At 68.2% G+C, this 13,638-nt stretch carries 14 protein-coding genes and 1 pseudogene; 11 read left to right on the top strand and 4 right to left on the bottom strand.

Annotation, left to right across the window (positions count from 1 at the left end; genetic code table 11):
- From narY to narI, 3 genes and pseudogenes are all read left to right on the top strand, one after another.
- Nucleotides 1–345 (top strand): annotated as a pseudogene (narY, locus tag EV651_RS37170) (nitrate reductase subunit beta); the annotation flags it as partial.
- A complete protein-coding gene (gene narJ / locus EV651_RS37165) occupies nucleotides 345–1,013 on the top strand; it encodes a nitrate reductase molybdenum cofactor assembly chaperone (RefSeq protein WP_133790157.1) in 669 nt (222 codons plus the stop codon). The pseudogene narY and the gene narJ, both read left to right, overlap by 1 nt.
- 2 nt (nucleotides 1,014–1,015) lie before the next feature.
- On the top strand, nucleotides 1,016–1,732 hold the full coding sequence (gene narI, locus EV651_RS37160) for a respiratory nitrate reductase subunit gamma (protein WP_133790155.1): 717 nt from the start codon (nucleotides 1,016–1,018) through the stop codon (nucleotides 1,730–1,732).
- Here the strand turns inward: narI and EV651_RS37155 are convergent.
- The 3 genes from EV651_RS37155 to EV651_RS37145 form a co-directional block, all read right to left on the bottom strand.
- The gene (locus EV651_RS37155; RefSeq protein WP_133790153.1) at nucleotides 1,666–2,121 is read right to left on the bottom strand and encodes a hypothetical protein; all 456 of its coding nucleotides are present in this window, start codon (nucleotides 2,119–2,121) and stop codon (nucleotides 1,666–1,668) included. The two genes, narI and EV651_RS37155, sit on opposite strands and share 67 nt — an antisense overlap.
- Before the next feature lie 121 nt (nucleotides 2,122–2,242).
- Entirely contained in the window at nucleotides 2,243–3,100 is an 858-nt protein-coding gene (locus EV651_RS37150; RefSeq protein WP_133790151.1) for a hypothetical protein, read from the bottom strand.
- On the bottom strand, nucleotides 3,097–3,888 hold the full coding sequence (locus tag EV651_RS37145; RefSeq protein ID WP_133790149.1) for a 2-oxo acid dehydrogenase subunit E2: 792 nt from the start codon (nucleotides 3,886–3,888) through the stop codon (nucleotides 3,097–3,099). The genes EV651_RS37150 and EV651_RS37145 overlap by 4 nt, the downstream gene beginning before the upstream one ends.
- 181 nt (nucleotides 3,889–4,069) lie before the next feature.
- Here EV651_RS37145 and EV651_RS37140 point away from each other — a divergent pair, with 181 nt between their 5' ends.
- On the top strand, nucleotides 4,070–5,035 hold the full coding sequence (locus EV651_RS37140) for a nitroreductase (RefSeq protein WP_133790147.1): 966 nt from the start codon (nucleotides 4,070–4,072) through the stop codon (nucleotides 5,033–5,035).
- A gap of 236 nt (nucleotides 5,036–5,271) precedes the next feature.
- On the opposite strand, the gene EV651_RS37135 is transcribed toward EV651_RS37140, so the two are convergent.
- The gene (locus EV651_RS37135) at nucleotides 5,272–5,589 is read right to left on the bottom strand and encodes a 2TM domain-containing protein (RefSeq protein WP_133790145.1); all 318 of its coding nucleotides are present in this window, start codon (nucleotides 5,587–5,589) and stop codon (nucleotides 5,272–5,274) included.
- A gap of 150 nt (nucleotides 5,590–5,739) precedes the next feature.
- Here EV651_RS37135 and EV651_RS37130 point away from each other — a divergent pair, with 150 nt between their 5' ends.
- The 7 genes from EV651_RS37130 to EV651_RS37100 are packed head-to-tail and all read left to right on the top strand — an operon-like array spanning nucleotide 5,740 to nucleotide 13,632.
- Nucleotides 5,740–7,209 carry a DUF4389 domain-containing protein gene (locus EV651_RS37130; protein WP_133790143.1) on the top strand — a complete coding sequence of 490 codons (1,470 nt, stop codon included), beginning with the start codon at nucleotides 5,740–5,742 and terminating at the stop codon, nucleotides 7,207–7,209.
- Between the two features lie 33 nt (nucleotides 7,210–7,242).
- On the top strand, nucleotides 7,243–8,250 hold the full coding sequence (gene gap / locus EV651_RS37125) for a type I glyceraldehyde-3-phosphate dehydrogenase (RefSeq protein WP_133790141.1): 1,008 nt from the start codon (nucleotides 7,243–7,245) through the stop codon (nucleotides 8,248–8,250).
- Between the two features lie 18 nt (nucleotides 8,251–8,268).
- The gene (locus tag EV651_RS37120; protein ID WP_133790139.1) at nucleotides 8,269–9,264 is read left to right on the top strand and encodes a PEP/pyruvate-binding domain-containing protein; all 996 of its coding nucleotides are present in this window, start codon (nucleotides 8,269–8,271) and stop codon (nucleotides 9,262–9,264) included.
- A 5-nt stretch (nucleotides 9,265–9,269) separates the two neighbouring features.
- Nucleotides 9,270–9,845, top strand: a complete 576-nt coding sequence (locus EV651_RS37115) for a 2-oxoacid:acceptor oxidoreductase family protein (RefSeq protein ID WP_133790180.1) — start codon at nucleotides 9,270–9,272, stop codon at nucleotides 9,843–9,845.
- On the top strand, nucleotides 9,829–10,995 hold the full coding sequence (locus EV651_RS37110) for a transketolase C-terminal domain-containing protein (protein WP_133790137.1): 1,167 nt from the start codon (nucleotides 9,829–9,831) through the stop codon (nucleotides 10,993–10,995). Before EV651_RS37115 ends, EV651_RS37110 begins: the two co-directional genes overlap by 17 nt.
- A gap of 12 nt (nucleotides 10,996–11,007) precedes the next feature.
- Nucleotides 11,008–11,997, top strand: coding sequence for a thiamine pyrophosphate-dependent enzyme (locus tag EV651_RS37105; RefSeq protein WP_133790136.1), 990 nt, complete (start codon nucleotides 11,008–11,010; stop codon nucleotides 11,995–11,997).
- The gene (locus EV651_RS37100) at nucleotides 11,998–13,632 is read left to right on the top strand and encodes an NAD(P)-binding protein (RefSeq protein ID WP_133790134.1); all 1,635 of its coding nucleotides are present in this window, start codon (nucleotides 11,998–12,000) and stop codon (nucleotides 13,630–13,632) included. It begins immediately after the preceding gene.
- Nucleotides 13,633–13,638: the final 6 nt, after the last annotated feature.

Below are 13,638 nucleotides of genomic sequence, written 5' to 3'. Positions count from 1 at the left end.
ATGAGTGAGGAGCAGATGTACGACATGTACCGGCTGCTCGCGCTGGCCAAGTACGACGAGCGCTACGTCATCCCACCCGCACACGCCGAGCAGGCCCACGACCTCGAAGAGATCGCGTGTTCACTGGACTACGAAGGCGGCCCCGGCATGGGCGGCTCCGGTCCGTTCGGCGAGGGATCCGGCGCAACGACACCGATCGCCGTCGAGAACTTCCAGATGCTGCAGGACCGTCAGACCTCGGACACCCTCGCGGCACCGAACGACAAGGCCGCCCGCGTCAACCTGCTCAACTGGGACGGCAAGGGGAGCCCGCAGGGCCTGTTCCCGCCGAAGGGGGACGAGTGATGAAGCTTCGTGCCGACCAGCTGACGGTCGCTTGGCAGTCCGCGTCGCTGCTGCTCGCCTATCCCGACAGCCAACTGCTCGACCGGCTCGAGCTGATCAGTCGTGCGACGCATGAACTCCCGTCCCGGGTGGGAGAGTTGCTCCGGGCAACCATCACCAATCTGTCCGGAACGCCGCTGTCCGAGCTGGAGTCCGACTACGTCGAGACCTTCGACAACCGTCGCCGCCACAACCTGTTCCTGACCTACTTCTTGTACGGCGACACGCGCAAACGAGGCGGCGCGCTGCTGCGGTTCAAGCAGACCTATCTCGCGTCCGGCCTCGACCTCGACCCCGGCGAACTCCCCGACCACCTCTGTGTGGTCCTGGAGTACGCCGCGACCGTCGATCACGAACAGGGCCGACGCCTGCTGCTCGAGTACCGGGCCGGCCTCGAGGTCCTTCGTCTGTCCTTGACCGGCATCAGTTCGCGCTGGGCCGGAGCCGTCGAGGCCGTCACCGCAACGCTTCCACCTCTGCGCGGAAACGAGCGCGACGCCGTGCAGAAGCTCATCGCCGACGGTCCTCCGGACGAGGAGGTCGGCCTCACCCCGTACGGCGCCGCTTTCGACACCGGACCCGCGTCACCAGTACCGCTGCCGATGCCGACGTACCGCGGAGGTCGCTGAGCATGGACACGTTCCTGTGGGTCATCGTCCCCTACATCTGCCTGACCGTCTTCGTCGTGGGCCACTTCTGGCGCTACCGCTACGACAAGTTCGGCTGGACGACACGGTCGTCGCAGCTGTACGAGGACAGGCTGCTTCGTTGGGGTAGCCCACTGTTCCACTTCGGTCTGCTCGCGGTCTTCCTCGGTCATGTGATGGGTCTCGGCGTACCGAAGTCCTGGACCGAAGCTGTTGGCGTCTCGGAAGGGCTGTACCACTTCATGGCGGTCTCGATCGGCGCTGTCGCCGGCATCGGCACCGTGGTCGGTATGGCGATCCTCATCTACCGCCGCCGTACCGTCGGCCCGGTCTTCTCCGCCACCACGAAGATGGACAAGACCATGTACGCCGTCCTCGCGACGGTCATCCTGCTCGGGCTGGCCAACACCGTGTTCGCCAACATCTTCGAGCACTACGACTACCGCGAAGGCGTTTCCGTCTGGTTCCGCGGTGTCTTCCGCTTCCAGCTGCACCCCGAACTGATGGCCGATGCGCCGCTCACATTCCAGCTGCACGGCCTCGCCGCGATGCTGTTGTTCGCCCTGTGGCCCTTCACCCGCCTGGTCCACGTCTTCAGCGCCCCGCTCGGCTACCTCACCCGCCCCTACATCGTCTACCGCAGCCGCGACACCCAACTAGGCACCCACCGCCCCCGCCCCGGCTGGGACCGAACGCGCTGAGCCGGCGATGGGGCATCCGACCAGTGGCGTCCTGGCGTCCACACTATGACGAGCACACCGGTCACGAGGTAGATCACCTGTAGGAAGTGGAATCCACGGATCGAGGCCACTTCTCCGAGGATCCAGAACACCATGATGGTCCCGGCAACGATGGCGGCGAGGTGCCGGCCGTCGCTGCGTTTGACCAGGGCCGTGGCGGCGATCAGGGAGCTGCCGCCGACGAGGGCCATCAGTATCACGCCGGGGAAGTAGTTGCTGGGGAAATCGGTGTTCCGGACCCAGGACGCCTGCTCGGGGATCCACTCTGTCATCAGCGCGAGCCCTCCGGCCGCGGCGCTGACGCCGTTGAACAGCAGCAAACCGAGCAGGGTCTTGCTCTGTCGGTCCATTCCGCCTCTGTCGGCAGGCGGGGGATGGGTGTCGTGAGTACGCATGATGACGATCGACTCCTTCCAGTCGTCCTCCAGCCCTAGCGTGCCTCGCAGATGCGGCCGCGTTGGGAATCGGCTTCTAGCGCGGAGAGCTCGTCTCGAGCGGGATGCGCGACCCCATGGATTTGAGGAAGCGCCAGCAGGTGAGGGCTTGCGCGATGCCGAGCAGGCCCAGAACCGTGGCGACGACCGGCGAGGCTTCTTCGCCGCGAGCGATGGCGACGATCGTCAGGCTCACGATGCCCAAGCTGATGCCGGCCATTGCGCACAGCACGATCGGCGCGAGTACCCGGCCCCACGCACGGCCGCGGCGTAGCAGGAGGCCGGCGAGCATCGCTGCGGGGAGGAACAGGGCCAGGTCGAGCACGTGGACCGGATTGGTGAGTAGACCAGCATCACGCAGCTCTTTCGGCGGCGCCCCGTTCAGGATTGCCGGCAGGTCCTGGCTCAGCCAGAGCAACGCGAAGCCCGCCGCGATCACGATCAGGAACGCCGACACGGACCCGTTCAGCCGCCCGGTCGGCGACGTCGGCAGGCGCGCTGTGTCGATGTCCGCGAAGAAGCCGATCAGTGCCCACACCGCGAGTCCGAGGACTGCGACGTACAGCAGGAACAGCGGTCCGAAGTGCATGGCGAACGCATAGATCACATACGCGTAGGCCGCATAGACGACCGTCCCGGCCCACGCGACCAGCGCCCGCACCGAGCCGCGTGCGGCGGCCACTGCGAGGACCAGCATGACTGGGAGGACGACCAGATTGGCGATGTCCTGGCCGATCGCCTGGGTCTGCCAGCCGGTCGTCTCGTTCGCGTAGATCCTGTCGACGAGAATGCCGGCCACGCTGCCTGGGACGCCGAGCAGAGCGATCGGCACCGACAGCCACAGCCACCAGGGTGCCGTGACGGGTCCGACGGCCGCCCGAGGCTCGCTTCTCATGCCGGTTCTTTCCACGCGATGGGACGATGAATTCCGTCGCCGGTCAGGAGCAGGTCGCGGAGGCGGCCGACGAAGCGGGCGGCGGGAGCGCCGTCGACGATGTCGTGGTCGACGCTGACGGTCAGCTGGAGGAACTCGCGTTCGACGAGTACGCCTTGGAAGAAGATCGGCCGCCGGGCGATGCCGCCGACCACGATGCTCAGGGTGTGGAGCTGGAAGCCGATGCCCCAGCCAGCTCCGGCGCCGAACATGCCGACGGCGGTCACACCCACCGTCCCGGCCAGAGCCTGTTGGCGATGCGGCAGCCGGTGCAGTGCGCCGAGCAGCGCGACCCGGACGAATCCGGGCAGCAACAGGTACACGTGCACCCAGGGCGCCTTGCGGACCGACGGGCTCAGGTGTGGATCCGTCTTGACCGCGTGGATCTCGTCGTGCAGCTCCTCGACGGTACGCCGGGACGCGTCACGCAGCACGTGGGTGAAAGCGAACGGCTTCCCGTCGACGTCGACCTCGACCGGCAGGCCGACGTCGACCTGGTCGAAGATGACCTCACGGCCTCGCAGGTCTCGGTACGCCTGAATACCGGCATCCGCGGCGACCGCGGTGGCGACGCAATGGATCACGAACGCCGTGAAGAGGTGCGAGGCGCCGTCCGCGCGCAAGGCCGCCCGCGCCGAGGTGACGTCGACCTCGAAGAGGCCGTGGATGGCGTGTCTGCGTCGTGCCGCCCGGCCGGTGTCGATCACCAGCTGCCGGACCCATGGCACCGCCCTGACCTGTGCGCCCACGATTCGCCTCCTGAGCCGATGTCATCTGAATCATCGACCTCCGGGGCCACGATTCGCACCGGCCGATCGGTCCCTTCGAGGCGGGACCTTGGACCCTCGGCCGCCGGGATCCCAGGAGTCACGCCGCGGACGGGTCTTTCGCCTCTACAGGTCCTGGAGCCCTCGGGCCTGCACTGGGGGAATGAAGAGAACGGGACTTTCCTTGGCTGACCGCGAGGCGCTGCTGCGGGCGGCTGTCCTGGCCCCGTCGATGCACAACACGCAGCCGTGGCGGTTCCGGTTCGTGGAGCGGACGGTGCAGGTGTTCCGGGTGCGGGAGCGGGAGTTGCCGGCCGAGGATCCGTTGCGCCGGATGCTGTTCCTGTCGCTCGGAGCCTCGATCTTCAACCTGCGGGTTGCGGCCGCGGCGCGGGGGATGGGCTCGGAGGTACGGCACCTGGTCGATCAGCGGTTGCCGGATCTGGTGGCGGTTGTGGAACTGAGCTTGTCGCCGGGCGAGCCATTGGCCGCGCTGGCGCCGTACTTGACCGAACGTCGCACGAACCGGGAGCCGTTCACTGATGAGCGGTTGTCGGCACAGGCCCGCGTCGAGCTCGACCTGTGTGCACGGGTCGAGGGCGCCGTGCTGCAGTGGATCGACAAGCCGTCCCGGCGTTGGTGGTTGCAGATCGCAACTAACGACGCGGTGGCGGCGGACGACGAGGACGCGGCGCGGACGGCGGAGCGACGGCAGTGGGTCGGTGGGCACCGGGAAAGCGACGGGGTGCCGTCCAGTGCCCTCGGCTCGCGGGCCGCCGGCGGGAGTCCCGTCGTACGCGATCTGGCGGCCACGGAGACCGATGCGGTGCGTCCGGTGGCCGCCTTCGAACGGGAACCGCAGCTAGCGGTGCTCGCAACCCGGTACGACGGTCCGATCGAGTGGCTGCGGGCGGGACAGGCACTCGAGCATGTACTGCTGGAGGCCACTGCCCGTGGATTGTCGACGTCCTTGCTGAATCAGGCGATCGAGCACGAAGAGCTCCGGGTGCAGATCAACGATCCACTCGGTCCATGGCAGCGGCCGCAGGCCGTGATCCGGTTCGGTTACGGTCGGCCGGTGCCGCCGACGCCGCGGCGCGCTGTCGAGGACGTGCTGATCCGCGAGTGATCGGGGCCAGGTGGTCCAGCGAGGTCGGGACCTTGGACCCTGACCGACGACCACTCGCTACGCGAACCTAGAACTACAGGGGAAGTACCGGATCGCCGGAAGCGGATCAGGAAGCGGTGGCCACAAGGCCACGAGACTCACCGTCGTCAAGACGGACGGCCCTTCCTGCGAACCGGGCCCCTGTGTCCAGACCGGCTCCGGGCACCATGTCCGGAGCAACGCGTCCGGGCGACTTGTCAGCGGCGGCGGGCGATGCGGTCCATGGTGGAGCGGATCGAGCTCTCCGTGGGTTCAGGCCACAGCACGTCCCACGTGTGGAAGACGACGCCGATGCCCCAGCCGAAGATCGGGATGACCGGCCAGAAGAAGCCGGCTCCGGTGACGTACCAGATGATCACCACGAAGGTGTTCACCAGAACGAACGCCATGAGATGGGCGGCGAGTTCACGCCGCTTGCGCAGCTCGGCGACCGCCTGCTCGCGTAGTTCGTCGTCAATGCCTGGCGGATCGATGTGGTCGACCGCCCTCTCGTCGAGAACTGTCTTGTCGTCCATGACGACCTCCTTGTAGTCACTTCCACCGTCCATCGGTGCCGGGAGGTCGGTCAGGGCAGCAGGACGTGGCTTGGGCAGGACCTTCGACTCTGCTGGTCTGGCCGCGATCGCCTGATGCTTGCTGCGACGGACGAGTGACTGGAGGACGCGATGAGTACCACGACGTACCCGGTCCGGGTGGACGGGGCGCTCGACGATCGGCTGAATCGCTGGTTGTGGTTGGTGAAGTGGGTGCTGGTGATTCCGCACCTGTTCGTGCTCGCGGTGTTGTGGATCGCGTTCGCGCTGGTGAGTTTCGTGGCGTTCTTCGCGATCCTGTTCACCGGCCGGTACCCGCGCGGGATCTTCGACTTCAACGTCGGAGTGATGCGATGGACGTGGCGGGTGCAGTTCTACTCGTACGGCGCTCTGGGCACGGACAAGTACCCGCCGTTCACGTTGCGCGAGGTCCCGGACTATCCGGCGCACCTCGAGGTGAAGTACCCGGAGCACCTGTCCCGCGGCCTGGTGCTGGTCAAGTGGTGGTTGCTGGCGATCCCGCACTACATCGTGGTCGGCTTCTTCGTCGGTACCGGGACGTGGTTCGCGACCCAGGCCGACGATCGCGCGTGGGCCTGGAGTGGTGGTCTGGTCGGACTGCTGGTCCTCATCGCGGCAATCATCCTGCTGTTCACCGGGCGGTACCCACGGTCGGTCTTCGATCTGGTGCTCGGCATGAACCGGTGGGCGTTGCGCGTCGCGGCATACGCCGGGCTGATGGTCGACCAGTACCCGCCGTTCCGCCTGGACATGGGCGGCGACGACCCCGGTACGACGAGACTCCACGAGCCGCTGCCTCCCAGCACGCGGCCTGCCGGCCCGCCGCCCTCCAGCACGCCGCCGGCCGGCGCACCGTCGCCGGGCTCGGCGCCGCGGATGTCGGCCGGACGGATTGTCGCTCTCGTCCTCGGCGTCGTCGTGACGCTGGCGTCCGTCGTCGGCCTGACGGTCGGCGGAGCTCTGGCCTGGCTCGACGAGGGTCGCCGGGACTCGGCGGGCTTCGTCACGTCGGGTCAAGTGGCGATGTCCACGTCGGGCTACGCGTTGACCAGTGAAAGGTTCACGATCGACGTCGGTGCGACGACGGTTCCGCGGAGCTGGTTCGGTGACGCGCGACTGCGCGTGGCCTCGACCGGGGGCGCACCCGTCTTTGTCGGTCTCGCGAGGTCGGCCGATGTGGCCACCTACCTGGCCGGCGTCGGCTACACGACCGTGAAGGCGATCGGTCCGAACAACACGACGTACGACGATCACGCCGGCGGCGCGCCGTCGACGGGACCGACCGCGCTGCACATCTGGCGTGTCCAGGCCTCCGGTCCGGGAGAACAGACGATCACCTGGCCGGTCGAGAACGGCGATTGGACTCTCGTCGTGATGGCCGCCGACGGCAGTGGGAACGTGAGCGTCCGAGCGGACGTCGGTGCCACCGCGCCGGCTCTCGAATGGGCCTGGATCGTGGTGCTCGCGAGCGCGGGCGTGACGCTCGTGCTGGGCCTGCTCCTCGTAGTGCTGGCGGTCGTCCGGCCACCGAAGGCAGGACCTTCGCCCCTGCAAGCCCCACCGTCGGCGCGGGTGGAATGAGAACGACGGATACCACCGACTGAAGGGTCGATCATGAGCGTACGGGTTGGGATCAACGGGTTCGGGCGCATCGGGCGGGATTACCTGCGTTGCGTGCTCGAACGGACGTCGAGCGGCATCGAGGTGGTGGCGATCAACGACGTCGCCGCACCGGCGACGCTCGCGCACCTGCTCCGCTACGACTCGACGTACGGCCCCTTGAAGGAGGAGGTCGGTCACACCGAAAACACGATCACGGTCGGCGGCCGGACCCTGCGGGCGACCGCCGAGCGTGACCCGGCCGAGCTCGACTGGGCCGCGGTCGGCGCCGACATCGTGATCGAGTCGACCGGCAAGTTCCGCACTCAGGAAGCAGCCGGCGCGCATCTGACGGCCGGTGCCCGCAAGGTGATCCTGTCGGTTCCCGGCAAGGACGTCGACACGACCGTCGTCCTCGGCGTCAACGAGGACGACTACGACCCGGCGACCCACAACGTCATCTCGAACGCCTCCTGCACGACGAACTGCGTCGCGCCGATGGTGTCGGTGCTGCACCGGGCGTTCGGCATCGAGCGCGGCCTGATGACCACCATCCACAGCTACACCAACGACCAGGTGCTGCTGGACTCCCCGCACAAGGACCTGCGGCGCGGCCGCTCCGGCGCCGCCAACCTGATCCCGACGAGCACCGGCGCGGCCCGCGCGGTCGGCCTGGTCATCCCGGAGCTGGCCGGCAAGATCGACGGCGTCGCGGTCCGGGTTCCGATCGAGGACGGATCGCTCACCGATCTCTCGGTGGAGCTCTCGGAAACGGTCACGGTCGAGCAGGTGAACCAGGCGTTCGCCGACGCCGCGGCCGGTCCGCTGAAGGGAATTCTGCGCTACACGACGGATCCGATCGTGTCGCGGGACATCGTCGGTGATCCGGCGTCGTGCATCTTCGACGCGCAGCTCACCCAGGTCCAGGGCCACCTGGTCAAGGTCTTCGGTTGGTACGACAACGAGTGGGGCTACACGAGCCGCCTGGTCGACCTGACCGAGCTCGTCGCCGCCTCACTGTGAGCAGTTCAGGAGGATGAGATGAACAGCGAGTACGTCGTACGACTCGACGGTGAACCGATGCAGTCCGCTGTCGGGGCGGGTCCGGAGCAGATCGGTGTGAAGGCAGCCCGGCTGGCCGAGTTGGCCCGTGAAGGCATCCGCGTCCCCGAGGGGTTCGCGGTGACTGCCACGGCGTACCGCGAGTTCGTCCACCAAGCTGGGCTCGCCCCGACGATCGCGCAGGAGATCCGCAGGTTCCGCGCCGGTCGCGATCTGGGCGTGGCAGCAGCGGAGATCCGCTCGGCCTTCCGGGACGCGTCGATGCCCGCGACTGTGGTCGACGAGATCCTGGACGCCTATCAGGAACTGGGTGGTGACGGCACGGAGGTCGCAGTTCGCTGCAGCCCGGTGACGTTCGCGGACGCCGTGCGGGACGACGTGTTCCTGCACCTCACCACTGGCGCCGACGTCGTGGCGGCCTGCCGGCGCTGCTTCGCGTCGCTGTACAACACCGTTGCCGTTGGCAATCGCGAAGCCGAGGGGATCGACCACCTGAAGGTCGCGATGCCGGTGACCGTGCAGCGGATGGTCCGTGCCGACCTCGGCGGCTCGGGCACGGCCCGCGGCGAGAACACCTTCGTCCGGGTCCGCGCGTCCTGGGGCCTGGGCGAACCACCCGCGGCCGATGCCGACCTGTACTCGGTCCACCCCGGCGCGCGCCCGCTGATCGTGCGGCACCGTGGCGCCAAGCTCACCAAGACCGTGTACGCCGACCCACGCGGGACCCGGCCTGTGCCGACGACGCCCGCCGAACGAACCACCCTCGTGCTGACCGACGACGAGCTTCAGGAACTCGCCCGGTGGTCGGTCGTGGCGGACAAGCACTTCCGCCGTCCGACGACACTCGACTGGGCGAAGGACGGGCAGTCCGGTGAGCTCTACGTGATCGAGGTCCGTCCGGGTGTCGCTCCTGCCGTGACCATCGTGGCGCGTGGCCGATCCGTCCTCGAGACCTCCGCTTCACAGTACCGGTGACCGCCATGTTCGAGGTGCGGATCCACGGCCGCGGCGGCCAGGGAGTAGTCACGACCGCCGAGTTGCTGTCGGTCGCGGCGTTCGCCGAAGGTCGGCAAGCACAGGCGTTCCCGACCTTCGGCTCGGAGCGGACCGGTGCGCCGGTGGTCGGCTTCTGCCGAATCGCCGATCAGCCGATCCGGAGCCACGAACCGATCGCCGCGCCGGATGCGGTGATCGTTCAGGACGCGACGTTGATTCATCAGCCCGACGTCCTGGCCGGTCTCCGGCCCGACGGCTTTCTGCTCGTCAACACGTCCCGATCGTTGACCGAACTCGGTCTGGACCCGGCCGGTAGGCGGGTGCTGACCGTTCCGGCGACCGAGCTGGCGCTCACCCACCTCGGCCGTCCGCTGCCGGGCGCCGTACTGCTGGGCGCCTTCGCGGCGCTCACGGCGCAGGTGCGGGTCGAGTCGGTCGTCGCGGCCGTGCAGGAGCGGTTCTCCGGTTCCGTTGCCGCCGGCAACGTCGCGGCGATCCGCGACGCGTACGCCCTGGCTCGCCGATCCCTCGAGGAGGCCGCTCATGCGCTCACAGATTGAAGGCTCGCGCGCGGTCGCGCAGACCGTCGCACGGTGCCGGCCCGAGGTGGTCTGTGCGTATCCGATCTCTCCGCAGACGCACATTGTCGAAGCGCTCAGCGTGTTCGTGGCGTCCGGCGAGCTGGCGCCGTGCGAGTTCGTGAACGTCGAGTCGGAGTTCGGCGCGATGTCGGTGGCCATCGGCGCCTCCGCGGCCGCCGCACGGGCCTACACGGCGACCGCCAGCCAGGGGCTGCTCTACATGGCCGAAGCGCTCTACAACGCCTCCGGACTCGGTCTGCCGATCGTGATGACGGTCGCGAACCGTGCGATCGGTGCCCCGATCAACATCTGGAACGACCAGAGCGACTCGATGTCGCAGCGCGACTCGGGCTGGATCCAGCTGTACGCCGAGAGCAACCAGGAGGCGGCCGATCTGCATGTCCAGGCGTTCCGGATCGCGGAGGAGCTGTCGTTGCCGGTGATGGTGTGCATGGACGGCTTCGTCCTGACGCACGCGGTCGAGGGTATCGACGTACCGTCGCAGGAACAGGTGGACAGCTTCCTCCCTCCGTACGAGCCGCGGCAGGTGCTGGATCCGGACGATCCGATGACGATCGGCGCGATGGTCGGTCCGGACGCGTTCACGGAGGTCCGGTACCTGGCGCACGCGAAGCATCTTCGAGCCCTCGAGGTGATTCCCCGGGTTGCCGACGAGTTCGCGACAACCTTCCGGCGGAGCTCCGGCGGTCTGATGACGCCGTACGGCGACCCGGGGGCCGAGACGGTCGTGGTGGCGCTCGGCTCGGTGCTGGGCACGATCAAGGACACGGTCGACGAGCTGCGCGCCGAGGGCGTGAGCATCGGAGTCCTGGGGCTGACGACCTTCCGGCCGTTCCCGTACGACGCCTTGCGGGCAGCGCTGCGCGGCGCACGACGAGTCGTCGTACTGGAGCGCGCTGTCGCGGCCGGGATGGGTGGGATCGTGACGGCCGACGTCCGCGGGAGTGTGCCGGAGACACCGATCACCACCGTGATCGCGGGACTCGGCGGCCGGCCGGTCACGAAGAAGTCGTTACGTGCGCTGTTCGCCGACGCCGTCGCGGATCGGCTCGAACCGCTGACCTTCCTCGATCTCAAGCGTGACGTGGTCGAGCGCGAGCTGAGCTGAGAGGAGCGAGCCATGCCAGTACAACGGATCAAGTTCTACCAGACCGGAAGTTTCGCGGTCGGGAACCGGCTGCTGGACCCGGACCTGCGATCCGTGCAGGCCGATGCCGCGCGGACCAACTCGCTGACCACGGGACATCGGGCCTGCCAGGGTTGTGGTGAGGCACTGGGCGCACGGTATGTGCTCGACGCGGTGATGCGTGCCACCGGCAACCGTGCGGTCACGGTGAACGCGACCGGCTGCCTGGAGGTGTTCTCCACTCCGTTCCCGGAGTCGTCGTGGCGGGTGCCGTGGTTGCACTCGCTGTTCGGCAACGCGCCGGCTGTGGCGACCGGTGTCGCGGCCGCCTTGAGGGCGAAGGGCCGTACTGACGTTCGGGTGGTCGGGCAGGGCGGCGACGGTGGCACGGTCGATATCGGCCTCGGGTGTCTGTCGGGGATGTTCGAGCGCAACGACGACGTGCTGTACGTCTGCTACGACAACGGTGGCTACATGAACACCGGCGTACAGCGGTCCGGCGCGACGCCACACGGCGCGCTGACTACGACGACACCGGCGGGGAACTCGTTCCGGCAGGGTAAGAGCCTGCCGTTGATCGCGATGGCGCACCGGATTCCGTACGTCGCCACGGCGACCGTCGCGGACCTGCGCGACCTCGAGTACAAGGCGACCCGGGCGATGGACTTCCACGGTGCGCGGTACCTGCACGTCCTCGTGCCGTGCCCGCTGGGGTGGCGCACCGCCTCCAGCGAGACCATCCAGATCGCCCGGCTGGCCACCGAAACCGGCAGCTTTCCGGTCTTCGAGGCGGTCGACGGCGAGGTGACCGATGTGACCCGGATCCGGCGGCTACGTCCGGTCGAGGACTATCTGCGACCGCAGGGCCGGTTCGCGCACCTGTTCGGCGACACGCCGCGCGACGACGTGATCAGCAGCATCCAGGCGGAAGCGGACCGGAACATCCGGACGTTCGGCCTGACCGAGACCACCGAGGTGAGTTAGATGTCCGAGGCAACCAGTCGCCATCCGTACGCGATCACGCTGGACGTCGGCTCCAGCCTGGCGAACAAGACCGGGTCGTGGCGCACCGAGCGCCCGGTCTACCTCGACCGGATGCCGCCGTGCAACGACGCGTGCCCGGCCGGCGAGAACGTGCAGGAGTGGATTGCGCTCGCCGAACAAGGTGACTACGAGGCCGCCTGGCGGCAGATCATGGTCGACAATCCGTTCCCGGCGATCATGGGCCGGGTCTGCTACCGGCCGTGCGAGACCGCCTGTAACCGGGCGACGCTGGACCAGCCGGTCGGCATCAACTCGATCGAGCGGTTCCTGGGCGACGAGGCGATCAGCCAGGGCTGGTCGGTCGTTGTCGAGGCACCGCCGACCGGCAAGAACGTGCTGGTGGTCGGAGCGGGTCCGTCCGGGTTGTCGGCGGCGTACCACCTGGCGTTGCGCGGTCACCAGGTGACAGTGCGGGACGACTCGCCGGCGGCCGGCGGGATGATGCGCTACGGCATCCCGGCGTACCGGCTGACGCGTGACGTGGTGGACGCCGAGATCCGGCGGATCGTCGACCTGGGTGTGCGGCTCGAGCTCAGTACGCCGGTGACCGACCTCGATGATGCGCTCGTCGACTTCGACGCGGTCTTCCTCGCAGTCGGTGCACACATCGGGCGGCGCGCGGACATTCCGGCCGGCGACTCGGCACGGATCGTGGACGCGGTCTCGATGCTCGCCGGTCTGGAGAAGGGCGAGAAGCCGTTGCTCGGTCGACGGGTCGCGGTGTACGGCGGTGGCAATACCGCGATGGACGTCGCCCGGACGGCACGCCGGCTCGGGGCCTCGGACGCGATCGTGGTGTACCGGCGTACCCGCGAGCGGATGCCGGCGCACGACATCGAGGTCCGCGAGGCGCTGGACGAGGGTGTCCGGATGCGGTGGCTGTCGACCATCGTGTACGCCGGTGCCGACCGCGTCCGGATCGAGAAGATGCGGCTCGACGACTCCGGGTTCCCACAGCCGACCGGTGAGTTCGAGGAGCTGGACGCGGACTCGGTGGTGCTGGCGCTCGGTCAGCAGGCGGATCTCGCGCTGGTGCAGGATCTTCCCGATGTGGCGATCGTCGACGCAGTGGTGCAGGTCGACGAGCGGATGATGACCGGTCGCACCGGGTTGTTCGCCGGCGGCGACATGGTGCCGGGCGAGCGGACCGTCACGGTTGCCGTCGGGCACGGCAAGCAGGCCGCGCGGAACATCGACGCCTGGCTGCGCGGTGCGACGTACGAACACCCGGACCGGCCCGAACTGGCGACGTACGACCGCTTGAACACCTGGTACTACGCGGACGCGCCGGCCACGCTCCGCCCGCAGCTCGACGCCGCGCGCCGGATCACATCCTTCGACGAGGTCACCCAAGGGCTGACGGCCGAGAACGCGCTGTTCGAGGCTCGCCGCTGCATGTCGTGCGGCAACTGTCTCGAGTGTGACAACTGCTTCGGCGTCTGCCCCGACAACGCCATCATCAAGCTCGGCCCCGGCCAGGGCTACGAGATCGACCTGGACTTCTGCAAAGGCTGCGGCCTCTGCGCCGCCGAATGCCCAAGCGGAGCCATCACCATGCTCCGCGAACGCTTCTGACCTGGC

It is taken from the genome of Kribbella sp. VKM Ac-2571 (genome assembly GCF_004362255.1).
GTDB classification, from domain to species: domain Bacteria; phylum Actinomycetota; class Actinomycetes; order Propionibacteriales; family Kribbellaceae; genus Kribbella; species Kribbella pratensis.
Note: the sequence above shows the minus strand (reverse complement) of the source record. Positions and strands in the feature narration are given on the sequence as shown.